This is a genomic window from Stenotrophomonas sp. Steno-Z4 (genome assembly GCF_056393145.1).
The window spans coordinates 1-16,057 of record NZ_JBWJPC010000009.1 but is presented as its reverse complement, the minus strand read 5'-3'; the positions used below and the strand labels follow the sequence as shown (position 1 = coordinate 16,057).

Below are 16,057 nucleotides of genomic sequence, written 5' to 3'. Positions count from 1 at the left end.
CTGACCGGGCATTACATTGGCCCGGCATGTCCACTTCCCGTTTCGTACATCTGCACGTCCACACCGAGTTTTCGCTGGCGGATTCGACCATCCGTGTCCCGGCGAAACCGGATCAGGCTGACCCGAAAAAGGCCAAGCAGGCCAACCTGCTCAGCCGCGCCGTCGAACTGAACCTGCCCGCGTTGGCAGTGACCGACCTGAACAACCTGTTCGCGCTGGTCAAGTTCTACAAGGCCGCTGAAACGGTCGGCATCAAGCCGATCGCCGGTGCCGACATCATGATCGCCGAAGAGGGCATGACCCCCTGGCGCATGACCCTGCTCTGCCGCGACCGCGAAGGCTATCTCAGCCTGTCGCGCCTGCTCACGCGTGCCTGGATGGAAGGCCACCGCCCTGAAGGCGGCGTGGCGGTGCACCCCGACTGGCTCAAGGGCGGTTGCCACAACCTGTTTGCCCTGGCTGGCCGCGACAGCCTGGCCGGGCGTCTGGCCGGCGAAGGCCGGCATGACCTGGCCGAGCAGCAGCTCGCCGACTGGCAGCGGGTGTTCGGCGATGGCCTGCATCTGGAGCTGACCCGTACCGGTCGCGAAGGCGAAGAAGCGTTCAATCAGTTTGCCCTGGTGGCCGCCGGCCAGCGTGGCCTGCCCGTGGTGGCCAGCAACGACGTGCGCTTCCTGCGCCCGGACGATTTCAGCGCGCACGAAGCCCGCGTGTGCATTTCCTCCGGCCGCGTGCTGGACGATCCCAAACGCCCGCGCGACTACAGCGACCAGCAGTACCTGAAATCGCCCGAAGAGATGTGCGCGCTGTTCGCCGACATCCCCGATGCGATCGACAACACGCTGGCGCTGGCCGAACGCTGCAACATCGAAATGCGGCTGGGTACCTACTTCCTGCCCAACTACCCGGTGCCGGAAAACGAAACGCTGGACAGCTGGATCTGCAGCGAATCGCGCAAGGGCCTGGAAGCCCGCCTGGAAAAGAATCCGCTGGCCGAAGGCAAAACCCGCGAGGACTATTTCGAGCGGCTGGAATTCGAGCTGGCCACCATCATCAAGATGGGGTTCCCCGGCTACTTCCTGATCGTGGCCGACTTCATCCAGTGGGGTAAGAACCAGGGTATCCCGATCGGCCCCGGCCGTGGTTCCGGTGCCGGTTCGCTGGTGGCCTGGGCACTGCAGATCACCGATCTGGATCCGATTCCGTACAACCTGCTGTTCGAGCGGTTCCTCAACCCCGAACGCGTGTCGATGCCCGACTTCGACATCGACTTCTGCATGGACCGCCGCGACGAAGTCATCGACTACGTCGCGCGCAAGTACGGCCGCGAACGCGTCAGCCAGATCATCACCTACGGCACCATGGCCGCCAAGGCCGTGGTGCGCGATTCCGGGCGCGTGCTCGGTTTCCCGTATGGCCTGGTCGACGGGGTATCCAAGCTGATTCCCAACATCCTGGGCATTTCGCTCAAGGATGCGATGGGCGAAGGCAAGGATTCGGAAATGGCATCGCCGGAGCTGATCCAGCGCTACCAGAACGAAGACGACGTGCGCGACCTCATCGACCTGGCGCGCCAGCTCGAAGACCTTACCCGCAACGCCGGCAAGCATGCCGGTGGCGTGGTGATCGCGCCGGAACCGCTGGCCGAATTCTGCCCGCTGTTCGCCGAACACGATGAAGGCGGCCGTGGCCGCAACCCGGTCACCCAGTTCGACAAGAATGACGTCGAAGAAATCGGCCTGGTGAAGTTCGACTTCCTCGGCCTGCGCACGCTGACGATCATCGACTGGGCGGTCAAGGCGATCAACAAGCGCCATGCCCGCGCCGGCATTCCGCCGATCGACATCACCGCGCTGCCGCTCGACGATGCGCCCACCTACAAGGACATCTTTGCCAACGGCAACACCGGCGCGGTGTTCCAGTTCGAATCCTCGGGCATGCGCCGCCTGCTGAAGGACGCGCGCCCCGACCGCTTCGAAGACCTCATCGCGCTGGTGTCGCTGTACCGCCCCGGCCCGATGGACCTGATTCCCTCCTTCAACGCGCGTAAGCACGGCCAGGAAGAAATCATCTACCCCGATCCGCGTACCGAAGCGATCCTGAAAGACACCTACGGCATCATGGTGTACCAGGAGCAGGTGATGCAGATGGCGCAGATCGTCGGCGGTTACTCGCTCGGCGGCGCCGACCTGCTGCGCCGCGCGATGGGCAAGAAGGTGCCGGCCGAAATGGCCAAGCACCGCGAGATCTTCCGCGAAGGTGCGGCCAAGGGCGGCGTGGACGGCCCCAAGGCCGACGAAATCTTCGACCTGATGGAGAAGTTCGCCGGCTACGGCTTCAACAAATCGCACGCTGCCGCCTACGCGCTGGTCAGCTACCAGACCGCCTGGCTCAAGCGTCATTACCCGGCCGAGTTCATGGCGGCCACGCTGTCCTCGGACATGGACAACACCGACAAGGTGGTGGGCTTCCTGGCCGAAGTGCGCAACCTCGGCCTGACCGTGCTGCCGCCGCGCGTGAACGAATCGGCGTACATGTTCGAAGCCTCCAGCGCCGACACCATCCAGTACGGCCTGGGCGCCATCAAGGGCGTGGGCCAGGGTGCCTGCGAAGCGGTCGTCGACGAGCGCCTGGCCAAGGGCCGCTACGCCTCGCTGCTGGATTTCTGCATGCGCATCGAATCGGGCAAGCTCAATCGGCGCACGCTTGAAGCGATGATCAACTGCGGCGCGCTCGATGGCCTCGGCAAGAACCGCGCTTCGCTGATGCTGCAGCTGCCTGAAGTGCTCAAGGCCACCGACCAGATGTCGCGCGAGAAGGCCTCCGGCCAGAACTCGCTGTTCGGCGCGCCGGACCCGGTGAGCACCGCGCTGCAGCTGGACCTGCCTGAAGCCAAGGAATGGGGGCTGGGCCAGCTGCTGGACGGTGAACGCGAAACGCTGGGGTTCTACCTCAGTGGCCATCCGTTCGACCCGCATGCCGACGACGTCAAGGAACTGGTCGGCACCGACCTGGGCATGCTGGAAAAACTGATTCCCCCTGCCCGGCCCAGCAAGGATGGCGAAAAGCGCGCCTGGCGCCAGGAAACCCCGGTGATCCTGGCCGGCCTGGTGGTCGGTGTGCGCCGCAAGGGCGAAAGCCAGGTGTTCATGCAGCTCGAAGACGGCAAGGGCCGGGTCGAATGCAGCGCGTTCACCGATGGCCTGGCCGAGTTCGGCCACCTGATGACCAAGGACCGCATCCTGGTGGTCAAGGGCGGCCTGCGCGAGGACGAGTTCAATGGCGGCTATGCCCTGCGCATCCGCCAGTGCTGGGACTTCGAGGAAATCTGCGCCAATTACGCCACCCGCCTGTCGCTGCGCCTGGACCTGCGCCAGGGCGACCCGGTGTGGGCGCGGGTGAACGGCCTGCTCGACCGCCACCGGCCCGGCCGCACCCCCCTGCGCCTGGACCTGCTGCTGGGCACCGAGCAGGGCCCGGTAGCCGGCATGCTGGACGTGGCCGGCGACACCGCCGTGCGCGTGGACAGCCAGCTGGTGGACGCCCTGCGGGCCGACCCGGCGGTCCGGACCCTGAAAGTCCGGTACAGCCCGCCATGGGCGAACTAGCCCCGACCAGACGACGGCGTACGGGGCATTTAGACGCATTCGGCTACACTTTCCCTCTTTTCTTCACGACGGCTTCCGATGAATCCGAACTACCTCGACTTCGAGCAACCCATCGCTGATCTGGAGGCAAAGATCCAGGAGCTGCGCAGCGCAAGCGCCGGCCCGGCGGTCAATGTCGAGGCCGAAGTGCGCACCCTGCAGGACAAGCTGCGGCTGCGTACCGCGCAGATCTTCCGCAACCTGACCTCGTGGCAGGTGCTGCAGCTGGCCCGCCATCCTTCGCGCCCCTACACCGCCGACTACATCCGCATCTTCTGCGATGAGTTCCAGGAACTGGCCGGCGACCGCGCCTTCGCCGACGACAAGGCCATCATGGGCGGCCTGGCCCGCATCGGCGGCCGTTCGGTGATGCTGATCGGCCACCAGAAGGGCCGCGACACCAAGGAAAAGATCAAGCGCAACTTCGGCATGCCCAAGCCGGAGGGCTACCGCAAGGCGCTGCGCCTGATGAAGATGGCCGAGCGCTTCGGCCTGCCGGTGCTGACCCTGATCGACACCGCCGGTGCCTGGCCGGGCATCGATGCCGAATCGCGTGGCCAGTCCGAAGCGATCGCGCGCAACCTGATGGAAATGGCCGAACTGAAGGTGCCGGTGATCTGCACCGTGATCGGCGAAGGCGGCTCCGGCGGCGCGCTGGCGCTGGGCGTGGGCGACCGCACCGTGATGCTGGAATACAGCGTGTATTCCACCATCAGCCCGGAAGGCTGCGCCTCGATCCTGTGGAAGGATGCGGGCAAGGCCAAGGATGCCGCCGAACAGCTGGGCCTGACCGCGCCGCGCCTGAAGAGCCTGGGCCTGGTCGACAAGGTCGTGCGCGAGCCGACCGGCGGCGCGCACCGCAATCCGAACCAGATGGCCAAGCGCCTGAAGGCCGTGCTGCTCAACGAGCTGGACGCGCTGGAGAAGCTGTCCACCGACGACCTGCTGCAGAAGCGTTACGAGCGCCTGCGCAGCTACGGCGCCTACGAAACGGCCTGATCAGCGCACCAGTGGGTCACGACCAACGGTCGTGACCTACCGCAGATGGCGCGACACGGGTGGGTCACGACCAACGGTCGTGACCTACCGCAGATGGCGCGACGCGGGTAGCTCACGACCGTTGGTCGTGAGCCATCCCTTAAAACGGCTTGGCCAACACCAGCCAGACCACGCCGATGAACAGCACCAGCGGCAATTCATTGAACCAGCGCAGCGCGCGCGACGACGGCAGCACCTTGCCCTTCACCGCGCCCTTCAGCAGCCGCCCGGTCCACGAGTAGTACACCAGCAGCAGCACCACCAGCCCCAGTTTGGCGTGCAGCCAGCCCGCCGCACCTGGCGCGACCATGGTGGGGAAGTCCGGAATCACCCGGTAGCCCAACCACAGCACCAGCCCCAGGATCAGCGCGAAGCCGAACATCATGTGGCCGAACTTGTACAGGCGCAGGCCCATCAGCTGCAGGCGCTCCACGACGGGCAGCTGCCCGGCGGTCTCACTCAGGTTCACCAGGATCCGCGGCAGGTAGAACACCGCCGCCATCCACGCCACCACGAACAGCAGGTGGAAGGTCTTGACCCAGTAGTAGGACTGCATGCGCTTGCTCCGGCGGCTGGCTTGGGATGTCGTTCATTCTGGCCGATTCACGCGGGCTGCGCATGCGCGGCGGATTGACGCAGCGGGCTCGGCTACCATGTGCACCCACCCCGTCCTCGATCCCTGTCCCCGCATGCAGAAGACCTACGACCAGGCCTACTTCCAGCGCTGGTACCAGCCCGACCAGACCGGCGGCGCGGCGCGCCTGGCGCGCAAGGTCGCACTGGCCGTCGCCAGTGCCGAGTACTACCTGGAGCGTCCGATCCGCAGCGTGCTGGACATCGGCGCCGGTGAAGGCGCCTGGCGCGCGCCGCTGCTCAAGCTGCGCCCGCGCGTGCAGTACATGGGATTCGACAGCAGCGACTATGCGGTGCAGCGCTACGGCCGCAGCCGCAACCTGCACCCGGCCCGGGTTGGCGATTTCGCCTGGCTGCGCCCCTGCGCGCCGGTGGACCTGCTGGTCTGTTCGGACGTGATGCACTACGTGCCCACCCGCGAGCTGCGCCCGGCCCTGGCCGGTTTCGCCGAGCTCACCGGTGGCGTGGCGTTCCTCGAGGCGTTCACCGCCGAAGACGAGTTCGAAGGTGACCATGAAGGATTCCAGGCCCGCCCGGCGGCCTGGTACCGCCGCCAGCTGACGGCCGAAGGCTTCACCGCGCTCGGCTCGCACTGCTGGCTGTCGCCCGCACTGGCGGGCCACGCCGCCGCCCTGGAACGCAGTGGCCGTTGATCTCACGGCCTGTTGCGACGGATCCGCCTATTAAGGCGTTCCCGACCCGGGTGAGGTATGCTGCGCGGCAACATAAGACCATACATATTCGGACGTCATGCTCTATCAGCTGCATGAATTGACCCGCAACCTGCTCGCCCCGTGGGTGCACCAGGCCCAGGCCAACGCCAAGTTCTTCGCCAACCAGGGTCACTGGTGGTCGCAGATGCCCGGTGCCGACCGCCTGTCCGCGGTGAACGAGCTGTTCCATCGCATCGGCAAGGATTACGAGAAGCCCGAGTGGGGCATCAACGAAATCGAGGTCGACGGCGAGCGCGTGCCGATCGTGGTGCACGAAGAAGTCGTCAAGCCGTTCTGCAAGCTGCTGCGCTTCAAGCGCCACAGCAATGAAGCCGACCAGCTCAACACCATGCTCAACCAGCCGTTCGTGCTGGTGGTGGCGCCGCTGTCGGGCCACCACGCCACGTTGCTGCGCGACACCGTGCGCACCCTGCTGCGCGACCACCGCGTGTATGTCACCGACTGGGTCGACGCGCGCATGGTGCCCGGCAGCGAAGGCGAGTTCAGCCTGGACGATTACATCGCCTACGTGCAGGAATTCATCCGCCACCTCGGTGCGGAGAAACTGCACGTGGTCAGCGTGTGCCAGCCGACCGTACCGGTGCTGGCCGCCGTTTCGCTGATGGCCAGCCGTGGCGAAACCACGCCGCGTTCGCTGGTGATGATGGGCGGCCCGATCGATGCGCGCTGCAGCCCGACCGCGGTGAACAACCTGGCCACCCAGAACCCGCTGTCGTGGTTCGAGAACAACGTGATCCACACCGTGCCGCCGGGTTATCCGGGCGCCGGTCGCCGCGTGTACCCGGGCTTCCTGCAGCACGCCGGTTTCCTGTCGATGAACCCGAGCCGGCACTTCAGTTCGCATTGGGATTTCTATGCCGACCTGGTCAAGGGCGACATGGAAGATGCCGATGCGCACCGCCGCTTCTACGACGAATACAACGCAGTGCTGGACATGCCGGCGCGCTACTACCTGGATACCATCCGCGTGGTGTTCCAGGAATTCCTGCTGCCGCGCGGCGAGTGGTATGTGCAGGGTGAGCTTGTGGATCCCGGTGCGATCACCGGCACCGCGCTGTTGAGCATCGAAGGCGAGCTGGACGACATCGCCGGCCTGGGCCAGACCGAAGCGGCGCAGGAACTGTGCACTGGTATCCCGGCCGCGCGCCGTGAGCACTTCGTGGTCGAGGGCGCCGGCCACTACGGCATCTTCAGCGGCCGCCGCTGGCGCGAAACCGTGTACCCCAAGGTGCGCGATTTCTTCGCCGCCAACGCGCAGGCTGCGGCGAAGCCGAAGAAGGCGGCCAAGGCCGCCAGCAATGTCACCCCGATCCGCAAGAAAGCGGGTTGACGACCGGTTGCGCCGACTGTTGTCGGCGCTTCGATCCGGATCATGAACGTCTGACGGGCGGTTTCGATTGGGGCTAAACGCCGGTCGGATCACCGTGGCCTGATCTCGACGACTTCGGATGCTTGCGCCGCGCTGCGCGCGGTGTCCGGCCAACGGCCGGACCTACGAATTGCTACGGGCCCATCCGGATCATGGTCAATCAACCAAGGGCTCCGGATGCCTGGTAGCGCCGGCCGTTGGCCGGCCGTCGGTAGACTTAGAGGCGTACCAGCAGGTGTTTCGCCATCTGGCCGTGCAGGTGGCCGATGAAGCGCGCCAGGTGCATGGTGCAGAACAGGATCACCACGCCCAGTACCGCCAGCGCCGGGGTGGCCCACAGCGGCAGCACGACAAGTTCGCTTTCGAAGTACAGGCTCGGGGCGCCCAGCGCGAACATCGAGGCCACCGGCGCCCAGATGAAGACCAGCGCCACTGTCAGCAGCGTGACCGCGATGGTGAAGTAGATGATGCCCAGCGGCAGCATCAGCATGAAGTACAGCATCGTCAGCCAGGTACGCCCATCGGTGAACATGTCGCCGATACGCTGCAGCCAGCTGCGGCTGCGGTCGGCATAGCGCGGCCGACGCGGCATCCGCTCGCCGAGCAGTGCTTCGATCAGCCGCCCTTCCAGCAGCGCCAGGCCGCGCACCGAACCGAAGAACAGCACGGTCATTGGAATGCCGATGATCAGCACGATCAGGCCCAGCGACATCGACAGGCCGGTGATTACCCAGGTGAAGAAGAAGATGCCGGTGGCCAGCGACAGCAGCATGTAGAACAGCGCGCCGTACGTGCGCGGTTCCAGTGCCACGCCGAAGAAGCGCGCCAGCGCCGAGCGGTGCGGCGGCGGAACACGGTCGGTCGGCGGTGCATCGCCGCCGGCTGCGGCCGCTGGGGCGGCAACACCCGGTGCTACCTGCGCCGGCACTACCCGGGCGATCGGTCGCACGCTGGCGCTCGGGGTGCGCAGCGCGCGGTTCACGGTGATTTCGGTTTCGCGGTAGATCTCGGCCACTTCTTCCGGCGCACCGTAGCTGCCGGCGACGTCGGCGATCACCTCCGCCTCGCTGCGGCCCGGCTGGGCGGCCAGTTCCGAACGCAGGTATTCCTCGGCGTCGTACAACGCGTCCTGCACCATCGCCGGATCGGCGTCGTGCAGGGCCGCGCGCAGCTGCGCCAGGTACTGGCCGATGGTGGTGGGCAAGCCCCCGCCCCTCATGCTTTCTTCGTTCATTGCAGTACCCCTTCCAGCACGGAATCAACGGAATCTCGGGTGGCACGCCAGGCCTGGCTCCACAACGCCAGCACCTCGCGGCCGCGTTCATTGATGCGGTAGTAGCGCCGCGGTGGCCCGGCCACCGACGGTTCGATCTGGCTTTCCAGCAGCCCGGCCCCTTCGAGGTTGCGCAGCACCGGGTACAGCGCGCTCTGCTTGCCGCTCAGCACGCCCTCGCCGGTCCGTTCCAGTTCCTTGGCGATCAGGTAGCCGTACAGCGGCTCCCCGGCCTTGGCCAGCACCGCCAGCAGGGCCAGCGACACGGTGCCGGCACTGAGCTCCTTCTGGAACTTCTTCAGGTGGACCTCGTGGTCGCTCATGACGATCTCCAGCTAGCGTGGAGTCAACACTAGTGTGAAGTCAGCTATAGCGAACGTGCCGTTAGTCACCCTGCCGGGGGACAGGGTGGGCTGGCGGCCGGAGCCGGGCTTCGCGCAGAATCGGGGATCGTTCATCCCGGGGTCCACCATGTCGCCACGCCGTCCCGCCCTGCTCGCGCTTGCCCTCTCCTGCCTGCTGCCGGGCCTGGCCACCGCAGCCACGCCCTACCGCAGCGCGCAGCAGATCCTGGAGGCCTCGCCCGCGAGCGACTGGCGCACGCCGGATCCGGCCAACCTGCTGGTGATGAAGCTGGATGCCGGTGAGGTCCTGATCGAGCTGGCCCCGGCCTTCGCGCCGCAGCACGTGGCCAACATCCACACCCTGGCGCATGAGCATTTCTGGGATGGCGAGAGCATCTACCGCGCGCAGGACAACTTCGTGGTGCAGTTCGGCGATGCCGATGCCGATGACGTGGCCAAGGCCAAGCCGCTGGGCTCGGCCAAGCGCAAGTTGCCGGCGGAGTTCCAGCGCGACAGCAAAGGGTTGAAGGTCAGCGTGCTGCCCGATCGCGACGGCTGGGCCGACCAGACCGGCTTCGTCGACGGCTTCGCGGTGGGCCAGGACCGGCAGGACGGCAAGACCTGGCTGGCGCACTGCTACGGCGCGCTGGGTGCCGGCCGCAACAACGACGAAGACAGCAGCATCGGCGCCGAGCTGTACGTGGTCACCGGCCAGTCGCCGCGCCAGCTGGACCGTAACATCACCGTGGTCGGCCGGGTGCTCAAGGGCATGGAGCTGCTCAGCGCACTGCCGCGCGGACCGGCCCCGATGGGCTTCTACGCCGACCCGGCGCAGCGCACCGCGATCCGCTCGATCCAGCGGGTGAGCGACCTGCCGGAAGCGCAGCGACCGACGCTGCAGGTATTGCGCACCGATTCAAAGACCTTCGCCGATACGGTCGAAGCGCGGCGCAACCGCGTGGATGACTTCTACAAGCGCGCCGCCGGGCATATCGACCTGTGCAACATCCCCGTGCCCGTGCGGTAAGGGATGCCGCGTCGCGTCAGCGCTTCTGGCTGGCCGCGACGCTACCGAGGATCAACGCGCCGGCGACCACCATTGCCCAGGTCACCGGCTCGCCCAGGAACAGCCAGGCAAACAACGCGCCGAACATCGGCACCAGATAGGTCACGGTGGAGGCGCGCGCCGGGCCGATCCGCGCGATGAGGCGGTAGAACATCAGGAACGCAAAGCCGGTGCAGACCACCCCCAGCGCGATCGCGCACGCCCACGACACGGCCGGAATCGGCGCGTCCGGCCAGTGGGTCAGCGCCATCGGCAGCATCAGCAGCGCCGCGCTGCCCAGCGTAGCGCCGGCCGACGCCGCTGGCGGCAGGCCGGTCATGTGGCGCTTGACCAGGTTGACGCCCAAGCCGTACAGCAGCGCAGCCAGCGAACCGGCAATCACCGCCGCGCCGATGCTCAGCCCGGACACCTTGGCCGTGGCCAGCACCACCACGCCGCCGAAGCCGACCAGCAGCGCAATCGCGCGACGCATGCCGATCTTCTCGCCGAAGAACAGGAACGCGATCAGCGCGGCAAACAGCACCGTCATCGCGTTACAGATCGCGCCGATCGCGGCCGGTGCCCGCTGCGCGGCCCAGGCGAACAGCACGAACGGAATGGCGGAGTTGATCAGGCCGATCGGCACCAGCCACAGCCAACGCCGCGCCGGGAACTGCGCGCGCGCCTGCCACAGGAACGGCAGCAGCACCAGCGCGCCCAGCAGCAGCCGCACTTCCACCAGCGCATAGGGGCCGAACGACGGCACCGCCACACGCATGAACAGAAACGAGCAGCCCCAGATCGCGCCGAGCACGGTCAGCTCCAGCGGGGTGCGCCAATCGCGCTCCATCGCCCCCGCACTCACCGGCGCGCCGCTCACGGGCGGCCCCCGGCACGGCAGGAACGGGCAGCGACGGCAGCGGGGACGGGCAGCAACATGGCGCGGGCTCCAGGGGTCAGACACGCAGCATCTACCTGCCGCGCGGCCCCGACAAGCGCGTAGTATCGCTGCAAGCCACAAATATGATTTGGGTCTCGCCATGCTCCTGCGCCCTGCCCTGCTGCCCGCGCTGGGGGTGTTCGCGGTCGCCGCGCGCCACCAGAATTTCGCCCATGCCGCCGAGGAACTGCACCTCACCGCCAGCGCGGTCAGCCACCACGTGCGGCGGCTGGAAGCGCTGCTGGGCACGGTGCTGTTCCAGCGCCATGCCCGTGGCGTGCGCCTGACCGCCGAGGGCCGCCAGTTGGCCGACGCCGCCGCCGCCGCCCTGAGCGACATCAACGCCGTGGCCGGCAACCTGCACCCGCAGGCCGATGTGGTGCCGCTGCGGATCACCACCCTGCGCTCGCTGTCGTACTGCTGGCTGGTGCCGCGCCTGCCGCGTTTCAGCCGCCTGCATCCGCGCATGCGCATCGAGCTGCAGACCAGCAGCGAACTGGTCCGCTTCGACGAGAACGGTCCGGAACTGGGCATCCGTTACGGACTGGGCCAGTGGCCCGGCCTGGCCGCCCACCACCTGATGGACGACGAGCTGTGCCCGGTGGCGTCACCGGCCCTGCCGGGGGTGTCGGCGCTGCGTGAGCCCGCGCAGATCGCCACGCTGCCGCTGGTCAGCGACATGTCACCGCAGGGCTGGCGCGACTGGTTCCGCGCCGCCGGCGTGCGTGGCCTGGACCTGACCGCGCAGCACATCTTCAGCGACAGCACCGATGCGATGCGCGCGGCGGTGTATGGCATCGGCGCGGTGTTGGCGCGCAAGCACATCGCCCAGCCGTACCTGCAGCGCTATGAACTGGTGCGCCTGCCCGGGCCGGCGCTGAAGGCGCGCTATGGGTATTACATCGTGCACGCCGAACACCGGCCGCTCAGCCCGACGGCGGTGGCGTTCATGGACTGGCTCAAGCGCGAAGCGCAGGATGAACGCACGCCGGTGCCGGCGTTGCCGGATGAATTGTTGAACCGCCCTCACGACCAAACGCCTCACGACCAACGGTCGTGAGATACCGGCGGGTGAATGTCGCCCGACCGCCGGCCGGGCATTCACCCGCTTTTGCCCGGCGCATCGCTACGGTGGAATCCCTACTCCCACGAGACCTTCCCATGGCCATGCTGCGACTCAGGATCACCGGTACCGAAGACGATGCGCGCGCCATCAGCGACCTGCTCCAGAGCATCGAGGGCATCGAGCACGTCGAGGAAACCGACGACCTGATGCCGCACATGGACGATGACGATTCCAGCTCGGCCGGCCTGTCCGATGACATCGGGCCGGGCACGCATGAGCTGGAGGTCGAGGTTGGCAATGAAAGCACCGCGCAGAAGGTGCGCGATGCCGTGCAGGAGCTGGCGCTGGAACTGGACGTGTTCGTCGAGTACGAAACCGACGAAGGCTGACGTGGCAACCCACCGCTAGGTATGCACCGGTGGTGCATACGGGTTACGGCATGGACGAAGCCCGACGGCGCCGACGCCACAGTTTCAGCCCAACCCAGCCCAGCAGCCACAGCACCAATGTCACCGGCAGCAGCGCGGCCACCGCGCGGATCACGAAGGCCACGCTGCTGGTGACGGTCGCGCCGAAGTCACCCAGGGCCTCGCCGATCTCGCTGCGGCTGCGCTGGCCTGCGGGCGTCTGGAAGCGCAGCGTGAGCAGTTGGGTGTCGATCCGCCGCCGCTGGTTGGCGGCGTCCTTGTTGGCCTGCTCCAGCCCTGCCTCGATTTCGGACAGGCGCTGGGTGATGACCAGCAGGTCGGCGACCTTGATCCCCTTGTCGTCCTGGTAGGCGAGCAGGCGTTCGTGTTCCTTCTGCAGGCGGGCCTTGGTCAGCGCGGTGTCCGCGACCTGCTGGGCGAGGTCTTCGGCCTGGGTGTTGCGCGAGGCGACGTCGCCGCCCTGCCCGGCCAGCCCGATCATCGGCTCCACACCCTTGGGCGCGATCCGTACCCGGATCGAGCCGGACGGATACTCGCCGCCCTGCTGCCCAACCTGCAGCACGGCGCAGTCGCCGAACCTGCTGGACTGGCAGGCCTCGCTGATCTGCTTCACCCGCGGCCCGATCTGCGCGGCATCGAGCTGGATGTCCACCTCGTGCTCATACGCCAGGGCCGCACCTTCCGGCGAGGCCACCGCACCGGCCGCGCCGGCATTGGCCATTTCCGCGTGCTGCTTGCCACTGCACCCGGCAAGCGCCACCAGCAGCATCCCTGCCATGGCGCCGCCGCGCCACATCGTCCCTGTCGTCACACGCTGGCTCCATCGTAGAAATTGATCTTCAGCCCACCCAGTTCCAGCCCGGGCAGGCAGCGCACGTTCACCGCCACCATCGCCTGGCCGCTGCGCGGGTCCACGCCCTCGCTGAACGGGGCAATGCCGCACTCACGGCAGTAATGATGCTGCAGGTGGTGCTTGTTGAACTGGTAGGTGGCCAGCTGCGCAGGGTTCGTGTTCAGGCTCAGCGCCGCGCGCGGGCCGAACCACAGCAGGCCACCGCGCCGCCGGCACAGCGAGCAGTTGCAGTCCACCACGTCGGTGATGGGGGCCTCGGCCTGGACCACGAACGCAATCTGCCCGCAATGGCAGCTTCCTTCGTACTGCATGGCACACCTCCCGGCGGGAAAGGCCCATGGTAATCCAATGGCACGGGCGGTCGCCCGCCAGCAGCGCCTATGCTGGGCGATTGTCCACAGCACAGGATCGCCGATGCGCCAGCATCTTCTTGCCCTTGCCCTGATCGCCGCCCTGGGTGGCTGCCAGCAGGCCGACGCCCCCACCGCCCCGGCCGGTACCGCGGCAACCGCCCCCGCCGCCGATGCGGCCGTGGATGCCGCCTTCGCCGACCTGTCCAAGCGTGCCCTGGACACCTGGATGCAGCTGTCGCCGATCAGCGCCACCCAGATCGGCGATCACCGTTACGACAGCGAGATCGACGACCTGAGCGCGGCCGGCCAGCAGAAGATGCTGACCGCCTACAAAGGCCTTCTCGGCGAACTGGACAAGGTCGAGGTGGGCAAGCTCTCGCGCGAAAACCAGGTGGATGCGGCCATCCTGCGCAACCAGCTGCAGTCCGAAATCTGGAACGCCGAAGTGCTGCAGGCGTCCAAGTGGGATCCGCAGATCTACAACGGCACCGCCGGCAGCGCGCTGTACGGCCTGATGGCGCGTGAGTTCGCGCCGCTGCCCGACCGCCTGAAGTCGGCCACCGCACGGATTGAAAAGCTGCCGCAGATCTTCGCCCAGGCCCGCGAGAACCTGGACCCGGCCCGCGTGCCGAAGATCCATGCCGAAACGGTGTCCAAGCAGAACAAGGGCATCCTGAGCATCGTCGATACCTTCATCACGCCCCACATCGGTGAACTGCCGGCCGAAGATGGCAAGCGCCTGCAGGCCGCCATCGACGGCCTGAAGAAGGCGGTGGACGAACAGCAGACGTGGCTGGACAAGACGCTGGTGCCGAACGCCAAGGGCGATTTCCGCATCGGTGCCGAGCTGTACGACCAGAAGCTGAAGTTCGCGCTGAACTCGTCGCTGTCGCGCGCCGAGATCGGCGAACGCGCGCGCGCCGAACTCAAGCGCGTGCGCCAGGACATGTACGGCATCGCGCAGACGGTGCTGAACGGCAAGCCGGGCGCCCCGGCGCTGCCGGCAAATCCGAGCGACGAACAGCAGCAGGCGGCGATCGAAGCGGCGCTGGAGCTGGCCTACGCCGACAAGCCGGCGCGCGACAAGGTGGTCGACGATGCCAAGGCAGCGCTGGCGCAGTCCACCGAGTTCGTGCGCAAGCATGATCTGATGACCCTGCCCGACGCGCCGGTGGACATCATCCTGATGCCCGAATTCCAGCGCGGCGTGGCCGTGGCCTACTGCGATTCACCGGGTCCGCTGGACAAGAACCTGAAGACGTTCTACGCGGTGTCGCCGATTCCGGACGACTGGACCGACAAGCAGGTTGATTCGTTCCTGCGCGAATACAACAGCCGCATGATCCACCTGCTGAGCATCCACGAAGGCACCCCGGGCCACTACCTGGAAGGCTGGCATTCGGGCAAGTTCCCGTCGACGCTGCGTGCGGTGCTGCGCTCGGGCCTGTTCGCCGAAGGCTGGGCGGTGTACACCGAGCGGATGATGCAGGAGCAGGGTTACCTGGACAACGATCCGCTGTTCCACCTGGTGCAGCTGAAGTTCTACCTGCGCACGATCTCCAACGCGATCCTGGACCAGGGCGTGCACGTGGACAACTGGACGCGCGAGCAGGCGATGCAGCTGATGATCCACGATGCGTTCCAGCAGGAAAGCGAAGCATCGGGCAAGTGGGTGCGTGCGCAGCTGACCTCGGCGCAGCTGCCGACCTACTTCGTCGGCGCGCAGGAGCACTTCGACACGCGCAAGGCGATGCAGGAAAAGCAGGGCGACAAGTTCAACCTGAAGGCCTACCACGACCAGATGCTGTCCTACGGCGCCCCGCCGGTGCGCTTCGCACGCCAGCTCATGCTGGACCAGCCGATCGAGTGATGGCGGTTGCCGGCCACGGTTCGGTACGTGATATGGAAACGGCCCGGTGATTACCGGGCCGTTTTTGTTTCGCGCGTAGAGCAGCGTTTCAGGTGCTACGTGCTCGGGAGGCCGGCGGGCAACCCCCTACGGGACACGCCGCAAGTACGTCCTTGTAGGCTTGGCAAAAACATCCATGTTTTTGACAGTCCCTACGGGGGTTACCCGCCGGCCTCCCCTCATGCATTGCGTGTCCCGGAAGTAAAGAGCAGCGACGCGTGGCGTCGCTCTACGGTTTCGATCATTTTCATGCGTCATCGGATGTTGCATTCGTCTCGGCAGTCGTTTGGGAACCGACCCTACATCGCTACCGCGTAGAGCGACGCCATGCGTCGCTGCTCTCCGTTCCGCCGACCGCGATGTTTGAAGGGAAGGACGGCGGGCAGCCCTCGTAGGGACTGTCAAAAACATGGATGTTTTTGCCA

13 protein-coding genes and 1 pseudogene are annotated in these 16,057 nt (G+C 66.7%); 8 read left to right on the top strand and 6 right to left on the bottom strand.

Annotated features, from left to right (window positions below; all coding sequences use genetic code 11):
* Window positions 1-26: 26 nt before the first annotated feature.
* Both dnaE and AC06E7_RS17730 read left to right on the top strand, forming a co-directional pair.
* The gene (gene dnaE, locus AC06E7_RS17735; protein ID WP_068850448.1) at window positions 27-3,608 is read left to right on the top strand and encodes a DNA polymerase III subunit alpha; all 3,582 of its coding nucleotides are present in this window, start codon (window positions 27-29) and stop codon (window positions 3,606-3,608) included.
* 78 nt (window positions 3,609-3,686) lie between these two features.
* The gene (locus tag AC06E7_RS17730; RefSeq protein WP_339445753.1) at window positions 3,687-4,646 is read left to right on the top strand and encodes an acetyl-CoA carboxylase carboxyltransferase subunit alpha; all 960 of its coding nucleotides are present in this window, start codon (window positions 3,687-3,689) and stop codon (window positions 4,644-4,646) included.
* 139 nt (window positions 4,647-4,785) lie between these two features.
* Here the strand turns inward: AC06E7_RS17730 and AC06E7_RS17725 are convergent, their stop codons facing one another.
* Window positions 4,786-5,241, bottom strand: a complete 456-nt coding sequence (locus tag AC06E7_RS17725) for a CopD family protein (RefSeq protein ID WP_093533162.1) — start codon at window positions 5,239-5,241, stop codon at window positions 4,786-4,788.
* Between the two features lie 133 nt (window positions 5,242-5,374).
* Here AC06E7_RS17725 and AC06E7_RS17720 point away from each other — a divergent pair, with 133 nt between their 5' ends.
* The gene (locus AC06E7_RS17720) at window positions 5,375-5,971 is read left to right on the top strand and encodes a class I SAM-dependent DNA methyltransferase (protein WP_068850442.1); all 597 of its coding nucleotides are present in this window, start codon (window positions 5,375-5,377) and stop codon (window positions 5,969-5,971) included.
* 97 nt (window positions 5,972-6,068) lie between these two features.
* A complete protein-coding gene (locus AC06E7_RS17715; RefSeq protein WP_068850440.1) occupies window positions 6,069-7,382 on the top strand; it encodes a polyhydroxyalkanoate depolymerase in 1,314 nt (437 codons plus the stop codon).
* A 256-nt stretch (window positions 7,383-7,638) separates the two neighbouring features.
* Here the strand turns inward: AC06E7_RS17715 and AC06E7_RS17710 are convergent.
* Both AC06E7_RS17710 and AC06E7_RS17705 read right to left on the bottom strand, forming a co-directional pair.
* Window positions 7,639-8,247: pseudogene (locus tag AC06E7_RS17710) on the bottom strand (sensor domain-containing protein); the annotation flags it as partial.
* 404 nt (window positions 8,248-8,651) lie between these two features.
* Complete coding sequence (locus AC06E7_RS17705; RefSeq protein ID WP_068850434.1) at window positions 8,652-9,017, bottom strand: PadR family transcriptional regulator; 366 nt, start codon at window positions 9,015-9,017, stop codon at window positions 8,652-8,654.
* A gap of 148 nt (window positions 9,018-9,165) precedes the next feature.
* On the opposite strand from AC06E7_RS17705, the gene AC06E7_RS17700 reads away from it, so the two are divergent.
* The gene (locus AC06E7_RS17700; protein WP_478065488.1) at window positions 9,166-10,065 is read left to right on the top strand and encodes a peptidylprolyl isomerase; all 900 of its coding nucleotides are present in this window, start codon (window positions 9,166-9,168) and stop codon (window positions 10,063-10,065) included.
* A 16-nt stretch (window positions 10,066-10,081) separates the two neighbouring features.
* Here AC06E7_RS17700 and AC06E7_RS17695 read toward each other — a convergent pair whose 3' ends face one another.
* The gene (locus AC06E7_RS17695) at window positions 10,082-10,933 is read right to left on the bottom strand and encodes a DMT family transporter (RefSeq protein WP_320458915.1); all 852 of its coding nucleotides are present in this window, start codon (window positions 10,931-10,933) and stop codon (window positions 10,082-10,084) included.
* Between the two features lie 190 nt (window positions 10,934-11,123).
* On the opposite strand from AC06E7_RS17695, the gene AC06E7_RS17690 reads away from it, so the two are divergent.
* Entirely contained in the window at window positions 11,124-12,083 is a 960-nt protein-coding gene (locus AC06E7_RS17690) for a LysR substrate-binding domain-containing protein (RefSeq protein WP_478065487.1), read from the top strand.
* Between the two features lie 101 nt (window positions 12,084-12,184).
* A complete protein-coding gene (locus AC06E7_RS17685) occupies window positions 12,185-12,478 on the top strand; it encodes a hypothetical protein (RefSeq protein ID WP_093533157.1) in 294 nt (97 codons plus the stop codon).
* A gap of 43 nt (window positions 12,479-12,521) precedes the next feature.
* Here the strand turns inward: AC06E7_RS17685 and AC06E7_RS17680 are convergent, their stop codons facing one another.
* Entirely contained in the window at window positions 12,522-13,286 is a 765-nt protein-coding gene (locus tag AC06E7_RS17680; RefSeq protein ID WP_093533195.1) for a DUF4349 domain-containing protein, read from the bottom strand.
* A 38-nt stretch (window positions 13,287-13,324) separates the two neighbouring features.
* The gene (locus AC06E7_RS17675) at window positions 13,325-13,681 is read right to left on the bottom strand and encodes a GFA family protein (RefSeq protein WP_478065486.1); all 357 of its coding nucleotides are present in this window, start codon (window positions 13,679-13,681) and stop codon (window positions 13,325-13,327) included.
* A 103-nt stretch (window positions 13,682-13,784) separates the two neighbouring features.
* Here AC06E7_RS17675 and AC06E7_RS17670 point away from each other — a divergent pair, with 103 nt between their 5' ends.
* Complete coding sequence (locus tag AC06E7_RS17670) at window positions 13,785-15,593, top strand: DUF885 domain-containing protein (RefSeq protein ID WP_478065485.1); 1,809 nt, start codon at window positions 13,785-13,787, stop codon at window positions 15,591-15,593.
* The last annotated feature ends 464 nt before the right edge of the window (window positions 15,594-16,057 follow it).